General features: G+C 61.8%; 15 protein-coding genes and 1 pseudogene. 8 read left to right on the top strand and 8 right to left on the bottom strand.

The annotated features are described in order from the left end of the window. The first annotated feature begins 8 nt into the window (after positions 1–8). Entirely contained in the window at positions 9–1,472 is a 1,464-nt protein-coding gene (locus tag QMO82_RS13195) for an FGGY family carbohydrate kinase (RefSeq protein WP_183607101.1), read from the top strand. Positions 1,473–1,493: 21 nt separating this feature from the next. After that, complete coding sequence (locus QMO82_RS13190; RefSeq protein ID WP_183607102.1) at positions 1,494–2,444, top strand: sugar-binding transcriptional regulator; 951 nt, start codon at positions 1,494–1,496, stop codon at positions 2,442–2,444. A 156-nt stretch (positions 2,445–2,600) separates the two neighbouring features. On the opposite strand, the gene QMO82_RS13185 is transcribed toward QMO82_RS13190, so the two are convergent. Genes QMO82_RS13185 through QMO82_RS13175 form a run of 3 tightly spaced genes read right to left on the bottom strand, consistent with a single transcriptional unit; the run spans position 2,601 to position 5,559 of the window. Then, on the bottom strand, positions 2,601–3,353 hold the full coding sequence (locus tag QMO82_RS13185; protein WP_183607103.1) for an ABC transporter ATP-binding protein: 753 nt from the start codon (positions 3,351–3,353) through the stop codon (positions 2,601–2,603). After that, the gene (locus tag QMO82_RS13180; RefSeq protein ID WP_183607104.1) at positions 3,347–4,417 is read right to left on the bottom strand and encodes an iron ABC transporter permease; all 1,071 of its coding nucleotides are present in this window, start codon (positions 4,415–4,417) and stop codon (positions 3,347–3,349) included. Before QMO82_RS13180 ends, QMO82_RS13185 begins: the two co-directional genes overlap by 7 nt. Positions 4,418–4,422: 5 nt before the next feature. After that, complete coding sequence (locus QMO82_RS13175) at positions 4,423–5,559, bottom strand: ABC transporter substrate-binding protein (RefSeq protein WP_183607105.1); 1,137 nt, start codon at positions 5,557–5,559, stop codon at positions 4,423–4,425. Positions 5,560–5,674: 115 nt separating this feature from the next. On the opposite strand from QMO82_RS13175, the gene QMO82_RS13170 reads away from it, so the two are divergent. Further along, entirely contained in the window at positions 5,675–6,460 is a 786-nt protein-coding gene (locus QMO82_RS13170) for a class I SAM-dependent methyltransferase (RefSeq protein WP_183607106.1), read from the top strand. A 276-nt stretch (positions 6,461–6,736) separates the two neighbouring features. On the opposite strand, the gene moaA is transcribed toward QMO82_RS13170, so the two are convergent. After that, the gene (moaA, locus tag QMO82_RS13165) at positions 6,737–7,783 is read right to left on the bottom strand and encodes a GTP 3',8-cyclase MoaA (RefSeq protein ID WP_183607107.1); all 1,047 of its coding nucleotides are present in this window, start codon (positions 7,781–7,783) and stop codon (positions 6,737–6,739) included. A gap of 136 nt (positions 7,784–7,919) precedes the next feature. Here moaA and QMO82_RS13160 point away from each other — a divergent pair, with 136 nt between their 5' ends. Both QMO82_RS13160 and QMO82_RS13155 read left to right on the top strand, forming a co-directional pair. Next, on the top strand, positions 7,920–8,294 hold the full coding sequence (locus QMO82_RS13160; RefSeq protein WP_097619646.1) for a gamma-butyrobetaine hydroxylase-like domain-containing protein: 375 nt from the start codon (positions 7,920–7,922) through the stop codon (positions 8,292–8,294). A gap of 62 nt (positions 8,295–8,356) precedes the next feature. After that, positions 8,357–9,547, top strand: a complete 1,191-nt coding sequence (locus tag QMO82_RS13155) for a low temperature requirement protein A (RefSeq protein WP_183607108.1) — start codon at positions 8,357–8,359, stop codon at positions 9,545–9,547. Between the two features lie 20 nt (positions 9,548–9,567). On the opposite strand, the pseudogene QMO82_RS13150 reads toward QMO82_RS13155, so the two are convergent. Together QMO82_RS13150 and QMO82_RS13145 are read right to left on the bottom strand one after the other, a co-directional pair. Continuing rightward, positions 9,568–10,191: pseudogene (locus QMO82_RS13150) on the bottom strand (nuclear transport factor 2 family protein). Positions 10,192–10,240: 49 nt separating this feature from the next. Continuing rightward, entirely contained in the window at positions 10,241–10,705 is a 465-nt protein-coding gene (locus QMO82_RS13145; protein ID WP_183607109.1) for a MarR family winged helix-turn-helix transcriptional regulator, read from the bottom strand. A gap of 47 nt (positions 10,706–10,752) precedes the next feature. Here QMO82_RS13145 and QMO82_RS13140 point away from each other — a divergent pair, with 47 nt between their 5' ends. Both QMO82_RS13140 and QMO82_RS13135 read left to right on the top strand, forming a co-directional pair. Next, positions 10,753–11,721: an alpha/beta hydrolase gene (locus tag QMO82_RS13140; protein ID WP_183607110.1), complete on the top strand. Its 969-nt coding sequence runs from the start codon at positions 10,753–10,755 to the stop codon at positions 11,719–11,721. Between the two features lie 35 nt (positions 11,722–11,756). Beyond that, a complete protein-coding gene (locus QMO82_RS13135) occupies positions 11,757–12,368 on the top strand; it encodes a pyridoxamine 5'-phosphate oxidase family protein (RefSeq protein WP_183607111.1) in 612 nt (203 codons plus the stop codon). Positions 12,369–12,605: 237 nt separating this feature from the next. On the opposite strand, the gene QMO82_RS13130 is transcribed toward QMO82_RS13135, so the two are convergent. Further along, positions 12,606–13,673 carry a GGDEF domain-containing protein gene (locus QMO82_RS13130; RefSeq protein WP_183607112.1) on the bottom strand — a complete coding sequence of 356 codons (1,068 nt, stop codon included), beginning with the start codon at positions 13,671–13,673 and terminating at the stop codon, positions 12,606–12,608. A gap of 351 nt (positions 13,674–14,024) precedes the next feature. Here QMO82_RS13130 and QMO82_RS13125 point away from each other — a divergent pair, with 351 nt between their 5' ends. Further along, positions 14,025–14,204 (top strand): hypothetical protein, encoded by a 180-nt coding sequence (locus QMO82_RS13125; protein WP_183607689.1) that lies wholly within the window; start codon positions 14,025–14,027, stop codon positions 14,202–14,204. A gap of 171 nt (positions 14,205–14,375) precedes the next feature. Here QMO82_RS13125 and QMO82_RS13120 read toward each other — a convergent pair whose 3' ends face one another. Then, a complete protein-coding gene (locus QMO82_RS13120; protein ID WP_183607113.1) occupies positions 14,376–15,983 on the bottom strand; it encodes a fumarate hydratase in 1,608 nt (535 codons plus the stop codon). Positions 15,984–16,113 lie beyond the last annotated feature (130 nt).

The raw sequence follows: 16,113 nt of genomic DNA, 5'->3' as shown, positions 1-16,113 counted from the left end.
AGGATGGAATGCGGGCAATTCTGGCAATCGACCAGGGCACGACCAATTCAAAGGCAGTTCTCGTTTCCGAAAAGGGAGAGATCGTCGGCAGAGGTTCGGCTCCTGTCGGCATCTCCTATCCGAAGCCGGGCTGGGTCGAACAAGACCCACGCCGGCTCTACGCATCGGTCTGCGAAGCGGTCGACGCCTGCCTGAAAGCCGGCCCCGATGTGGTTATCGAGGCCGTGGCCATTTCCAACCAGCGCGAGTCCGTCACGGCCTGGGATGCCGACACGGGAGAGGCGCTCGGGCCGGTGGTAAGCTGGCAGTGCCGCCGGACGGCACCGGATTGCGAAGCTCTCATAGCCGAAGGCCACCTTGACCGGGTGCAAGCGCTGACGGGCCTGCCATTGGATCCGATGTTCCCGGGTTCGAAATTCCGATGGCTGCTCGACCGTATTCCGGCCGGGCGATCGGTGCGGCTGGGAACGATCGACAGCTGGCTCGTCCACTGCCTGACGGGCGGGCGCCGGCATGCCTGCGATGCTTCCAATGCCGCCAGGAGCCAGTTGTTCGATCTCCGGGAGCAGAGATGGAGCGAGGAGCTCGGCGAGATTTTCGGCGTCGATATCGCGCTGCTGCCCGAGGTGCTCGACAGTTCTGCCGATTTCGGCAGAACGCTGGGATTGCCGGGAGTGCCTGATGGCACTCCCATCATGGCCGCGATCGGAGACAGCCATGCCGCCCTGTTCGGTCACGGAGCATTCAAGCCGGGCGACGGCAAGGTGACCTTCGGAACCGGCTCCTCTGTCATGACGACGCTTGCGCGATTCATTCCCCCGCGCAACGGCGTCACAACCACCATCGCCTGGCGTATCGGGGGAAGACCGACTTTCGCTTTCGAAGGCAATATTCTCGTCTGCGCCGCCAGTCTTCCCTGGATGGCTGATATTCTCGGCCTTGCGGATGTGGCGGCCCTTGTCGAACTTGCGGCGAGCGCCGAGCCGGGCGGACCCGGCTTCGTGCCGGCATTCGTGGGACTGGGCGCACCCTATTGGAACTCCGACGCCCGTGCCCTGTTCTCTCAGATCAACTTCAACACGACACGTGCGCAAATGGCTCGGTCGGTAACCGACTCCATCGCCTTCCAGGTGCATGACGTGATCGCGGCCATGCGGACGCAGAGCGGCGGCGCGCTCGGCGCACTCTATGTGGACGGCGGACCAAGCCAGAACCGCTTCCTGATGCAGTGTGTCGCCAACCTCATCGACCATCCGGTGATCCAATGCGAAGCACCCGAGGCGTCGGCTTTGGGCGCTGCTTATCTGGCGGGGCTGTCACTCGGCTTGTGGAGCGATCTCGATGTCGCGGAGCTGCCGCGAAACACGCAAACCATCGAGCCGCAACCCGTGGATCGCGCGGTCCTTCTCGATACCTGGAATGATGCGCTCGCCCGCTCGACGTCCCGCGAAACAACGGCTAAAGGTGAATAAAAATTCACTCTGGGATTAGCGATGACTCGCCTCAACGAACTCCGCCTCATTTCAAGGGTCGCCCAGATGTACCATATGGAGGGACGGCGACAGGCGGATATCGCCCAGCATCTTCGCCTGTCGCAGGCGACGGTGTCGCGCATGCTCAAGCGTGCCGAGGCTGAAGATATCGTGCGAACCAGCGTGATCCCTCCCGTCGGCACCTACAGCGAGCTCGAGGGCGCGCTTCGCGAGAAATACGATCTGCCGGAGGCGATCGTCGTCGAGTGCACGGAAGATCGGGACGGAGCCATCATGGCCCGTATCGGAGAGGCCGCGGCTCATCTCCTGGAGGTGACGCTTGCGCCAGGGGAGATCATCGGCGTTTCGAGCTGGAGCCAGACCATTTTCAAGATGGTCGAGAACATTCATCCTCAGAAGAGCGCTCAGGTGAAATACGTCGTCCAGACCCTTGGCGGCATGGGCGATCCTTCCGTGCAGACGCATGCGACGCAGCTGACCACGCGACTTGCGCGGTTGACTGGCGCCGAGCCGAAGCTGCTGCCTGTGCAAGGCGTTACGTCGTCCAGAGAGGCAAAACTTCTGATGCAGGCCGACCCGTTCGTCCGCGAGACGATGGACCTGTTCGGCAGCATAACGCTTGCGATCGTCGGAATCGGCGCCGTCGAACCGTCCGAACTTCTGGCACGCTCCGGCAACATCTTTTCATCTCGCGAACTGTCCGATCTCGCGGAAGCGGGAGCCGTCGGTGATATCTCGCTTCGCTTCTTCGATAAAAACGGCAAGCCGGTCAAGACACCCCTGGATGACCGGGTCATAGGCCTTCCGCTTGAGGATCTCGAACGGGTGGACCGGGTTATTGCGCTTGCCGGCGGATCCAAAAAGACCGAAGCCATCGCCGGCGCGCTCCGCGTGGGGGTCATCGACATGCTGGTTACGGACAAGTTTACCGCGCAGCGATTGATCGACTGACGGGGCAGGGTGGAGCCCCCGCCTCGTCCTTCGAGGCTCCGCCATCTGGGCTGCGCACTTCAGGATGAGGCTCTCTCGGGTGTCGGTACCTCGGGATAAGGTTCTCTTGGGCATGGCGCTTCAAGATGCGCTTCTTTCACGTTGGCCCTGCCAACCTCAATGCGCCGTTCCATCCACAATCACGTGATCATGGTCCATCGAGCATTTCTCCACCCGCGCCTCGACCCTGTAGATTTCCCGCAGCATCTCGGCGGTGACGACGTCCCTTGGGGTGCCGCAGGCGCGCATGCGGCCGTTGGCGATGACGAGGACTTTGTCGGCGAAGCGGAGCGCCTGGTTGAGGTCGTGGATGGCGATGAGGACGAGCATGCCCTTGGCGCGGGCCTGGCGGCGCATAAAATCGAGAACCTCGACCTGGCGGTGCAGGTCGAGCGCGCTTGTGGGTTCGTCCATCAGCATGATCTCCGGCTCGCGGACCAGCGCCTGGGCGATCGAGACGAGCTGGCGCTGGCCGCCGGACAGCGCGCCGAGATCGCGGAAGGCAATGGCCGTGATATCGAGCGCTGCCATGATCTGGTCGATGAATCGCAGATCGCTGTCGCCGACGACCCAGGACTGGCCCTGCTTGCGGGCGAGCAGGATTGATTCGTAGACCGTCAGCACCGCATTGGCCGAGATATCCTGCGGCATGTAGCTGATGGCGTTTTTCGTCTTCGAGCCTTCGACGACGACATGGCCCGGCCCCTTGAGCAGGCCGGTGATGCGCTTGAAAAGCGTCGACTTGCCGGCGGCGTTCGGACCGATCACCGCCACGACCTCACCTGAGGTCATGACAGGTGTCGTCACGTCTTCGACGAAGAGCTTGCGGCCGTGATAGGCGCCGACCGACTGCAACTGAAGCGCTACCATGACCGGCTCCTGTTCGAGAGGATGAGCGAGAAGAAGAAGGGTACGCCGACCAGCGCGGTGATGATGCCGATCGGAAAGACGACGCCGGGGATGATCGATTTCGAGACAATCGAGGTTAGCGACAGCAGCAGCGCGCCCGACAGGATCGAACCCGGCAAGAAGAAACGCTGATCCTCGCCGAGGATCATGCGCGCGATATGCGGCCCGACGAGACCGACGAAGCCGATCGTGCCGACGAAGCTGACGGGGACGGCGGCAAGCAGCGAGACGACGAGCATGGTCTCCAGCCGGATGCGGCGGACATTGACGCCGAAGCTGGCGGCCTTGTCTTCGCCGAGGCGGATCGCGGTCAGCGCCCAGGCATTGCGGGCAAAGAGCGGCAGTGCTGCCAGCAGAACGGCAAGCGTCACCCAGATCTTCGGCCAGGTGGCCTTGGTGAGGCTGCCCATCGTCCAGAAGACCACGGCCGACAGCGCCTGTTCGGAGGCCAGATATTGCAGGAAGGCGAGAGCCGCATTGAAGGTGAAGACCAGGGCAATGCCGAGCAGCACCACTGTCTGCACCGAGACGCCGCGGGCCTGCGAGATGAAATGGATGAAGAGGGTGGCGATCAGCGCCATGACGAAGGCGTTGACCGGCACCAGCAGCCCGGCCGCGACAGGCAGAAGCGGAACGCTGGTGACGATCGCCAGCGCCGCGCCGAAGCTTGCCGCCGCCGAAATGCCGAGCGTGAAGGGGCTGGCGAGCGGATTGGCGAGAATCGTCTGCATCTGCGCGCCGGCAACGGAGAGCGAGGCGCCGACGACGATCGCCATCCCGGCGACAGGCATGCGGATGCCCCAGACGACGGCGCGGATCTGATCCGAAACGGAGGAGGGGTCGAGGAGGGCGGAGACGACCTCGCCGAGATTATAGCGGGCCGGCCCCCAGGCGAGATCGACGGCGAAGGACAGACAAAGCGCTGCCGTCATGGCAAACAGGATCAGAAGCTTGCGCCGGGCAAGCGCGCGGTAGCGCTCTCTCCCGGCTTCCACTTCGATCGATCGTGCGGCGATCTCGGCCATCCCGATTACTGACCGGCCTTGGCGTCGACCCAGTAACCCGGCTGATAGGCGACTGGCAGGAATTTCTCGTGGAATTCCCTGAAGGTGGCATCGGGATCCAGATCGGCAAAGAGGTTCGGGTGGAACCATTTGGCCAGCTGCTGGACGGCGACGAACTGGTAGGGGCTGGTGTAGAACTGGTGCCAGATCGCGTGGACATTGCCGCCGGCAACTGCCTTGGAGCCGGTGAAGGCCGGGTTTTCCATCAGCGTGTTCAGGACCTTGCGGCTGTCATCGAGGGTCGCGGCGGCGTTCGGGCCGACATTCACATAATCCTTGGCGTTCTTGGTCTGGCTCCAGTTGGAACCGGTGACGACGACGACCTCAGGATTGGAGGCGACGACCTGCTCGGCGTTGATGGAGCCGGTGTAGCCGGGCAGGAAATCGGAGCCGAGATTGTGGCCGCCGGCCCAATCGACCATCAGGCCGAAATTATCGGGACCGAAGGTGCCGCAGCATTCCACGAGACCGGCGGCGCGGTACATGAAGACATTGGGCTTGGGCGGATTGGCGGCCTTTAGTCTGTCGGTGACGCGCGCCATCTGCTCTTTCCAGAAGGCAGCGACCGCTTCGGCGCGATCCTCATGGCCGAAGAGCTTGCCGAGTATCTCCAGGCTCGGTTCGGTGTTGGCGAGAATGTGCTCGCGGAAATCGATATAGACGATCTTCACGCCGATGCCGGCGAGCATCTCTTCGAGCTTCACCTCGTCGGCCGCCGTCTTGTTGCCGATCGGCAGCAGCAGCACGTCGGGATGCAGCTTGACGACCGTCTCAGTCTGCAGCGTGCCATCGGTCAGGTTGCCGAGGAAGGGCAGGTCCTTGCCCTTCGGAAACTTCTCGACATAGACGTTGAAGCCATCCTTGTCGGTGGTCCATAGATCGTTGCGCCAGCCGACGATCTTGGCGAAGGGATCTTCCTTCTCGATCGGGGCGACAGCGTAGAGCATGCGGCCTTCCCCAAGGATCACACGTTCGACCGGCTTGTCGAAGGTCACTTCACGGCCCGCCACATCCTTGATGGTGAAGGACTGCGCCCATGCCGAAAGCGGCATGAGGGCGGCAATCGCAGCCGCGGAGACTGCGAGCATTTTCACGAAATTCATCTGGAAATTCCCCCGATGTCTGAATAATGTCCGCAGCCATATGAAATATGACTTTGTGAATCAAGTTTTATGTTTTAGAGCTTTTCCAAAGTGATCCAAAGCCGGGATGCCCAAGATGAATTCTATGAATACGAACTACTCCATCCGCGACGAAATTCGCGACTTCTGGTCGGAAAGGGCAGCGACCTTCGACCAGAGCGTCGGCCATGAAATCTTTTCGGAAGCCGAGCGCAAAGGCTGGCAGCGGCTGATCAGAAAACATCTCGGCGAAGGGCAGGGACGCGCGGCCCTCGATCTCGCCTGCGGCACGGCCGTCATTTCGCATCTGATGCATGATGCCGGCTTTGCAGTCACCGGCCTCGACTGGTCGGATGCGATGCTGGCGCAGGCGCGCGCCAAGGCGAAGAAGCGCGGCACCGATATCCGCTTCGTTTCCGGCGATGCCGAAAACACCATGGAGCCCAAGAACAGCTACGACGCCATCACCAACCGGCATCTCGTCTGGACGCTGGTGGACCCGGCGTCTGCCTTCAAGGAATGGTTTTCCGTGCTGAAGCCGGGCGGCAAGGTGCTGATCGTCGACGGCAATATGGGCAGGGAAACCTGGGTCAAGGACCTGCAGAAGTTTTGGACGAAGCTGACCGGCAGGCCGGCGGCGAGCCACATGTCGCCTGAAATGATGGCGCGGCACCAGAAGATCCGCTCACGCGTGCATTTCGCCAAGGAGATGCCGGCCGAAGCGGTTGTCGATCTTCTGCGTAAGGCGGGCTTTACGGATATTGTTGTCGACCGGAAGCTTAGTGACATCCATTGGGCGCAAGCTCGGAAGATGCCGTTTCTGCGTGGGCTCGAGCGGTTGGTGCAGGATCGGTTTGCGATTTTTGCGCGTAAGCCTGGGTGATGGGGTTTCCCCTTCTCCCCAGCGGGGAGAAGGTGGCCCCGCAGGGTCGGATGAGGGGGCCGCACGGCACACCATCCATTGTTGCCCTTCGCTTACGCTCAGTGCATTCGCGGCGTTGCCGCTCACCCCCTCATCTGCCCTGAAGGGCATCTTCTCCCCGCTGGGGAGAGAAGAGGGAGCAAGCCGCACCGTATCCCGGCCCTTCGCGGGGCTCAGGGCGTTCGAAGCTGCAATCGATTCACTGGATCGATTGCTCCCGCTGTGCGGGACCGCTTCTCACCCACCCGTAACACTCATATGCCTGGCCACCGCCGGCCTGTTATGCGTGCGGTCGATGATGAAATCGTGGCCTTTGGGTTTGCGGGTGATGGCTTCGTCGATGGCGGCGTGGAGGAGGGCGTCGTCTTCGGTGGCGCGCAGGGCCGCGCGCAGGTCAGCGGCGTCGTTCTGGCCGAGGCACATATAGAGCGTACCGGTGCAGGTGAGGCGGACGCGGTTGCAGCTTTCGCAGAAATTATGGGTCATCGGCGTGATGAAGCCGAGGCGGCCGCCGGTTTCTTCGACCCTGGCATAACGCGCCGGGCCGCCGGTGTGGTAGTCGATATCAGTCAGCGTGAACTGCTTCTCCAGATCGGCGCGAAGCTCGGAGAGCGGCAGGTATTGATCCGTGCGGTCTTCTTCGATCTCGCCCATCGGCATGGTTTCGATAACGGTCAAATCCATGCCGCGGCCATGGGCGAAGCGCAGAAGCTCCGGCATCTCGGCATCGTTGAAATCCTTCAGCGCCACGGCGTTGAGCTTAATTTTCAGCCCGGCTTTCTGCGCCGCGTCGATGCCTTCCATGACCTTGGCGAAATCACCCCAGCGGGTGATCTTGCGGAATTTGTCGGGGTCGAGCGTATCCAGCGAGACGTTGATCCGGCGCACGCCGCAATCATAGAGCTCCTCGGCATGGCGTGAAAGCTGCGAACCGTTGGTCGTCAGCGTCAATTCGTCGAGGCCGGAGCCGATCTTCTGGCCGAGCTGGCGCACCAGATACATGATGTTCTTGCGCACCAAGGGCTCGCCGCCGGTCAGCCTGATCTTGCTGACACCCTTGGCGATGAAGGCGGAACAGAGCCGGTCGAGCTCTTCCAGCGTCAACAGATCCTTCTTCGGCAGGAAGGTCATATTCTCCGCCATGCAATAGGTGCAGCGGAAATCGCAGCGGTCGGTGACGGAGACGCGGAGATAGGTGACCGCCCGCCCGAAAGGGTCGATCATGGGGTGCGCATCCGCCGCCAGCGGCGATGCATCGCCTATCGTTCCAACTCTGCTGTTCACCTGTATCTCCGTACTCCAGTCAATGTGGGCATATGCTATTGTCGCGTCAAGGGAAACAGCCCATACGCGCATGCCAATTTCAGCTTGCGCTGAAAAAGATCAACGCCTACTCCTCGCATGAGAAGAGGACAAAATGATGAGCGATATCTGGCCGAGCGAACTCCGCGTTTCGAAAGACCGGCAGCGGCTGGCGGTGACCTTCAACGACGGTCAGAGTTTCGACCTGTCTGCCGAACTCCTGCGCGTGCTGTCGCCCTCGGCCGAGGTGCAGGGCCACGGACCGGGGCAGAAAGTGACGGTACCGGGCAAACGCAATGTCGCGATCATCTCGATGATGCCGACCGGCAATTATGCCGTCCGCATCGGCTTCGACGACATGCACGACACCGGTATCTACACCTGGACCTATCTGCGCGAACTCGGCGAACGGGGCGCTGAGCTGTTTTCGGCCTATGAGGATGAACTGAGGGAAAAGGGCATGAACCGCGACACAGCGGAAAAGCCGCGCTGACGGTCAGCTGATCGTCGCTATCATTTTCAATCGACGCATAATTCCAGCTATCGGGGGGCCATATGGCGAAGACGAACGGAAAGAACTGGCTGCGCGCCAAGGGCAGCGCTGGCGGCAGCAAGGTAAGCTTCCTCGAACTGTTCTTCGACCTGGTTTTCGTCTTTTCCATCTCGCAGCTTTCGCATGCGCTCGCCGCCCACTACACGCCGCTTGGCGCGGCCGAGGCGGCGCTGATGACCTTCGCCGTCTGGTGGGTGTGGATCTTCACCACCTGGGTGACGAACTGGCTCGATCCCGAGAAAATGCCGGTGCGCGGCATGCTGGTGGCGCTGATGATGCTCGGGTTGCTGTTGTCTGCCTCCATTCCTGAGGCCTTCGGCGACAAGGGGCTGCTGTTTGCCGGCGCCTACGTGGCGATGCAGGTCGGGCGCTCGCTGTTCACGACCTATGCGATGACCCGCGTCGACCGCGCCAACACCTTGAATTTCGTCCGCATCACCGCCTGGCTCGTGGCGGCAGGCGTCTTCTGGATCGCCGGCGGGCTGCTCGAGCACGAAGCCCGGCTGATCGCCTGGGTGATCGCGCTCGCAATCGAATATATCGGGCCGGCCGCGGGTTTTGCCGTGCCGGGGCTCGGCCGCTCGAGGCCAAGCGACTGGGATGTTTCCGGCGCACACATGGCCGAGCGCTGCGCGCTCTTCGTCATCATCTGCCTCGGCGAAGCGATCCTCGTTTCCGGTCGCACCTTTTCCGAGCTGCCGTTTTCGGGGCTGACCAGCATCGTCTTCGTCACCGCCTTCATCGGCACGGTCGCCATGTGGTGGCTGTATTTCCGCTTCGGCCACGGCCGCGCCGCCCACCGCATCGAACATGAAGAGACGCCGGGGAGCTTGGCGCGGCAGGCCTTCACCTATGGGCATATTCCCATCCTGGCCGGCATCATCGTCCATGCGGTCGCCGTCGAGTTCATGTTCTCGCATCCGCATGAGACGGGCGATCTCGGCATCGCCGCGGCGGTGCTCGGCGGTTCCGGCCTGTTCCTGCTCGGCAATCTCTGGTTCAAGGGCGCAACCAGCGGCCAGCTGCCGCTCTCGCATCTCGCCGGCCTCGTACTGCTGCTCCTGCTTGCCTTCGTTGCGCCGTTCATCGAGGTCTATCTGATGGGCGTGCTGGCAACGCTGGTGCTGATCGTCGTCGCGGCTTGGGAATATCGCTCGCTGACTGGTACAGAGGCGGGACCGGCGCTGCATTAGAGAGTCGGCGTCGCTAAAGATCATGTATCAGACAGAAACTCCTGCGGCGTAACGGCAAGCCCTTCCAGCCAGCGATTGCCGCGCTCATAGAGAGCTTCCACCTGCTTGCCCTTGAGACCCGGCATGTCGCGCTTTACGCGATAGCCGATCTGTTCCTATATATAGGCGAGATGCCGATATCCTTCGGGAAATGCCTGCAGCATCTCCCGGTCGATCTCGGGTATATCAGCGGGCGAAAGAGGATCGATCCTGTCTTTCTCATAGATCGGCTGCCGGATGACGATTGCCCAGCGGCCATTTCTCTTTTCGAGGAAATCATAGAAGCGCCCGGTGCAAACCACGTCGCAAGGGCAACCGTGAACCGATGCCCGCTGTGAGATCGTCATCTTGGTCTGAGCTATCGCCCGGTGCGCTCTGATGTCGATCGAACTGCCTCCGAGAAAATGGAGGATGCTGACGCTTTTGTTCCAGCCCTCCCTGCTGACACGGATAAACTCCGTCGCCGGCCCCTGGAACCAGGTCGCCATCATCCAGGCATCGTCGTGCCATACGGTCTGGAAACGTTCCCAGTTACCGGCATCCCGCCAGACCGCCCAGTTCTGAAGAAGCTCGCTTATTGCAAGTTTGTCATCCCATGCCGGCATCGTCGCCACCCCCGCTTGTGTGCTGCAGGCCTCGAAGATAGCTCCAGTCTCAATCGTCGCGCAAATCTCTCAGCAGCACGGTAATCAAGCGCTCCATCGATTGGGCAGTTGCCATGCATTGTTCGATCGGCTCTTCGGACAGCGTGCGTTCGATGAGGTCGGTCTGGATAGCCATGGCCGCCTCGGTCAGCTTGCGGCCCTCGGGACTGAGATGGAGGCGCAGCACGCGCTTATCCCGCTCGTCGCTGCGCCGTTCGATCAGGCCGCGCTTTTCCATCTGCGGCAGCAGCATGCTCATATTGGAGCGGCCGACCAGCAGCTTGCGCGCCAGCTCCTGCTGCGAGATGCCTTCGAAGCGGTAAAGATTGACCAGGATATCGAGATGCGGCGGCTTGATGTCGAGATCGGCGAGCGACCGGGCGAGTGATTGCTGCATCAGCTGGCAGGCGCGCGCCACCGCGATCCAGCTGCGAAAACGCGGATGATCCCAGGGAAGGGATTGATTTTTGTTCATCGTTGCACTTTATTGTTCAGTGTTGAACAGATTTTTGGATTCCCACTATGGCAAATTTCGCGCTCAAGGTCACCCGCCTCGGATTCTCGGCTCTGCAGGCGGTTTCGCCTGAACTGGCGGGCAGGGCGGCATTCCGGCTGTTCTGCCGGACGCCATCGGCACGGCCGAAGGGAGAGAAGGCGAAGGCCGCACTTGCTGCGGGTGCAGCCCGGCTTGCCCATGCCGAGCGCTTCACGCTGACGCTTGCCGGGGGACGCAAGGCGCATGCCACCCGGCTGAACGGCGGGGCGAGGGGCAGGCGCAAGCGCTATCTGGTGACGCATGGCTGGGGCTCGAGCGCCGACTATATGGCCGATCTCGTTTCGATGCTGGCGGCAACGGGGGCGGAGGTCGTGGCGCTCGATTTTCCCGGCCACGGCCGCTCGGGCGGGCGCTTCCTGCATATGGGGCTTGCGGTGGAAACCATCGCGGCGGCCGAGGCGCGGTTCGGCGCATTCGATGCGGCGATCGGCCATTCCTTCGGCGGTGCGGCGCTGATGGTCTCGGCGGCGGGCATGCTGCCCGACGCGGCACCCGTCACGGTCAGGAGACTTGCACTGATCGGCGCGCCGAGCGAGATGCGCTGGCTGTTTACCGATTTCGGCCGGATGATCGGCCTTCGCCCTGCGGCGCAAGCGGCGTTGGAAAATGTAGTCCATCTTGTCGCCGGGCGGAGACTTGAGGATTTCAATGCCGGCGAGGCGGCGGGTGCGATCGGCCGGCCGGTGCTCGTCATCCATGCCGAGGACGACAAGGAGGTGCCGCCTCTCCATGCCAGGCGCTATGCTGCTGCGGGCGAGAGTGTGCGGCTTCTCTGGGCCAATGGCTTCGGCCACCGGCGCATCGTGAGTGCTGCCCCTGTCTTTGCCGCGATCACGGCGTTTCTGGAAGAGGGTGACGCCAACGACGAACGCATCAAAAAAGATGCGGAGATCATTCCACTTTTTGAGCTTCCGGCGAGGCGCGCGGCATTGTAGCGTCCGCCCGGATATCAGCCGCGGCGGGACGCTTCATGAAAATCATCAGCAGTATTGAAGAGCTCAACACGATCTATGGCGCCGGGCTGTCACCGGCCTCCGTCAGCAAGGTGACGCAGCGGCTGACGCCGCTCTATCGTGAGATGATCGAGATCTCGCCCTTCGCGGCGCTGGCGACCGTCGGGCCGGAAGGTCTCGACTGTTCGCCGCGCGGCGATCTCGGCGGCGTGGTGCGCGTCGTCGATGACGAGACGCTGCATCTGCCGGACTGGCGCGGCAATAACCGCGTCGATTCGCTTTCCAACATCGTGCGCGATCCGAGGCTTGCGCTGATGTTCCTGATCCCCGGCTCGAACACGACGATGCGCATCAATGGCCGCGGCGTCGTCTCCGATGACGAGGCGCTGCTTTCGAGCTTCGTGATGGACGGCAAACATCCGCGCACCGTCGTCGTCATTTCGATCGACGAGGTCTATTTCCAGTGCGCGCGCGCCGTGATGCGGGCCGAGCTCTGGAATGGAGAACACTTCGCCGATCCGGCCAAACTGCCGACCCCGGGGCAGATGCTGAAGGCGGCAGTGGGGGATTTCGACGAGGAGACTTATGATCGGGAATGGCCGGGGCGGGCGGCAAAGACGATGTGGTAGAGGGTGTGATGTTGAGAGGTGGCCGTCCACCTCTCCTCCCTCATCAAGTCAGTTCAGCCGATGGCCGACATTGCGGTTTCGCTGGCGGATAGTATTCCCGACATGAGTGTCTGCGCCATGATCGGCTCCTTCCGCCACCCCGCATGCTCGGCCTTGAGCCGAGCATCCACGCGGCGTCCATCAGCAGGGGCTGGATCCCAGGCTCAAGGCAAACTCGCTGCCTGCGACCGATTACGCTCAGGTCTTATAAATCAGCCAGCTCTTGGTGAAATCCTTCTGCATGCCGTCCTGATAGAGGATGGTGCAGTTGCGGCCGGCATTCTTAGCGCCGTAAAGGGCGATGTCGGTCTTGCTGTAGAGTTCCCCTGCATCCTCGGCGCTGGAAGCCATGCAGATGCCGATCGAGACGGTAATCGGGCCGTAGTTCACCCGCGTGCGGGAATTCTTGAACGGGGTCGTTTCCAGCGTCCGGCGGATGCGTTCGGCGATCGCCGTGATTTCCTCTGATGTATTGCCGTCGATGATGAGAGCAAATTCCTCGCCACCGGCGCGGGCGACGAAGACGTCGCGTCGGACGTTGCTGCGGATGACGGAGGCGACGGTGGCAAGGATCTTGTCGCCGACCGGATGGCCGTAGGTGTCGTTGATCTTCTTGAAATTGTCGATGTCGGCGAGCAACAGCGCCGTCACCGGCCGCATGCCGGGATTGTTGAAGACGGCGGCGAGGCGCTCGTCGAAGGCGCGCCGGTTGGAAAGGCGCGTCAGCGAATCGGTATTGGCGATACGCTTGTATTCGTCGAGTTCCTTGCGGACCTGGTCCATCTCCTGCGAGCGTTGGACGACATCCTCGACAGTGCGTTCGCCATGCGCCATGGTGTCGCCGGTCGCCTGGCTCAAAAGTTCGATGGCGTTTTCGATCAATTCGACGCTGGCATTGCTCTTGGAGGTGATGCGCTTATGAGTCTCGCCGAGCAGCCTTGTATAGCTTTCCAGCGAGCTTTGCTCCTGTCGCAGGATCCGCAACAGGCCATCCAGCTCGCCTGATATGCGCGAATGGGCGTCGTCGAAGACGCGGACCGGGCTGTTGGTGAAATATTTCGCGCCGAGCGCGTCGAGTTCGGCCTGCGTCACCTGAGCGCCGAGGGCTGCAAGTTCCCGAGTGAGCGCCGGATTGGAGCCGATGTAGGCCTCGTAGAACAGTTCGTAATTGCGGGGTATCGGCGCAACGCCCATCGAGCGCATGGCATAGGTGATCTGTCCCGCTACGTCGGGAACCTGCACCTTGGGCGCGACAGCCGTATTCATCCGGCGATACTCCTCATATATTCAAAGGCAATATTCCATTTGGTAGCTTAAATTTCTTGGGAAAAGATTAAAGCGACATATACCAAAGATTACATACGACAACTGCACCATAGGCCAATACCTCAGGCAGACCTATGATTCTCCACGGAAAAACGTATCTTTGGCGGGACAGTGCATGCTCGTTACGCGGGAGCGGTGTCTGAAAAACTTACAGTTCTTGTCTGCGCCGGGGATCATATTCATCTTGTCGACAGTTGGTTTTGGCCGCCTGGTATTTCAGAACGGGTATTTTGCAACGATATTTCCTGGCGGCGGGACCCGATCACAGCCTGCAAAATCAGCCGTGAGATCATGAAAACGCCGCGTCATATTTCCTTTGCCATCCTCGCCGTCGCCGTCATGGCCTTAAGTGCCTTGCTGCTGGAACATACCGGCGTCTTCGCCGGAGCTTTCCGCACGGAGATCCTGGCGAGGGTGGATGACGGGGATGTGGTGAATGCTGCGGATATCGTGGACGGGGCGATACGGTAGGGACCGGCTGCGGAGGGGTGGCTTGGTTGGTGCGGTTGCCACTTGGCGTCGTTGTGCCGTGCGGCCCCCTTCATCCGACCCTGCGGGCCACCGACCTGGGTCGAGCCGCGGGTCTCGACCCGTCCTTCGGACCCTCCCCGCTGGGGAGAAGAGGGAGCAAGCAGCCACCAATCACCCCAGATTCAGTTCCTGGAAAAAGTCATTGCCCTTGTCGTCGATGACGATGAAGGCGGGGAAGTCTTCGACGTCGATCTTCCAAACGGCTTCCATGCCGAGTTCGGGATATTCGAACACTTCGACCTTGCGGATACAGTCCTGGGCGAGGCGGGCGGCGGGGCCGCCGATCGAGCCGAGGTAGAAGCCGCCATGCTTCTTGCAGGCCTCGCGCACGGCGCGCGAGCGGTTGCCCTTGGCGAGCATCACCATCGAGCCGCCGAAGGATTGGAACTGGTCGACATAGCTGTCCATGCGCCCGGCCGTCGTCGGGCCGAAGGAGCCGGAGGCGTAACCGGCCGGCGTCTTGGCGGGGCCGGCGTAATAGACCGGGTGGTTCTTGAGGTAATCGGGCATGCCTTCGCCCTTTTCCAGCCGCTCGCGGATCTTGGCGTGCGCCAGGTCGCGGGCGACGATGATGGTGCCTGACAGCGACAGGCGCGTCTTGACGGGATGCCTGGAAAGCTCGGCGAGCACGTCCGTCATCGGCCGGTTGAGATCGATGCGCACCGTCGATTCCGACAGTTTCGCTTCATCGATCTCGGGCATGTATTTCGACGGATCGGTTTCCAGCTGCTCGATGAAGATGCCGTCGCGGGTGATGCGGCCCTTGGCCTGGCGGTCGGCGGAACAGGAGACGCCGAGGCCGATCGGCAGCGAAGCGCCGTGGCGGGGCAGGCGGATGACCCGGACGTCATGACAGAAATACTTGCCGCCGAACTGGGCGCCGACGCCCATCTGTTGCGTCAGCTTGTGGATTTCCTTCTCCATCTCGATGTCGCGGAAGGCGTGGCCGCTGTCCGAGCCCTCGGTCGGCAGCTCGTCGAGATAGCGGGTCGAAGCGAGCTTGACGGTTTTGAGGTTCATCTCGGCGGAGGTGCCGCCGATGACGATCGCCAGATGATAGGGGGGACAGGCTGCCGTCCCTAACGTCAGGATCTTCTCCTTGAGGAAGTCGATCATCCGGTCGTGGGTCAGAAGCGAGGGCGTGCCCTGGAAGAGGAAGGTCTTGTTGGCCGAGCCGCCGCCCTTGGCGACGAAGAGGAATTCATAGGCGTCGGTGCCTTCCTCATAGATGTCGATCTGGGCCGGCAGATTGTTCTTGGTGTTCTTCTCTTCGAACATCTTGATCGGCGCCAGCTGCGAATAACGCAGGTTCTTCTTCTCATAGGCATCCATGACACCGCGGGCGAGGGCGGCCGAATCCCCGCCTTCGGTCCAGACCCTGCGGCCCTTCTTGCCCATGATGATCGCCGTGCCGGTATCCTGGCACATGGGCAGCACGCCGCCGGCAGCGATATTGGCGTTCTTCAACAGGTCGTAGGCAACGAAGCGGTCATTGTCGGTCGCTTCGGGGTCGTCGAGGATCGAGGCGAGCTGCTTCAGATGGCCGGGGCGCAGGAGATGGTTGATGTCGGCAAAGGCGGTTTCGGCGAGCAGGCGAATGCCCTCCGGCTCGACGGTCAGGATCTCCTGGCCCTTGAACGTATCGACCGAGACATGGTCGCCGCTGATCTTGCGGTAAGGGGTGGCATCCTTGCCGAGGGGGAAGAGATCGTCAGCCATCGAAGTGACCTTTCTGCTGGGCGTGCGTCGCTAGATTGGAACCGGTCTAAATCCGGCGCGGGGCAAATGCAATCGGGATGCGGCCGGAGTTCGGCCGGTTGAGACCATGGTCGCATGTGCTTTCGCAGCT

Source organism: Rhizobium sp. BT04 (assembly GCF_030053135.1).
In the GTDB taxonomy this organism is placed as follows: domain Bacteria; phylum Pseudomonadota; class Alphaproteobacteria; order Rhizobiales; family Rhizobiaceae; genus Rhizobium; species Rhizobium binxianense.
The sequence above is the reverse complement of the archived record's forward strand: the minus strand, read 5'-3'. Positions and strand labels throughout refer to the sequence as shown.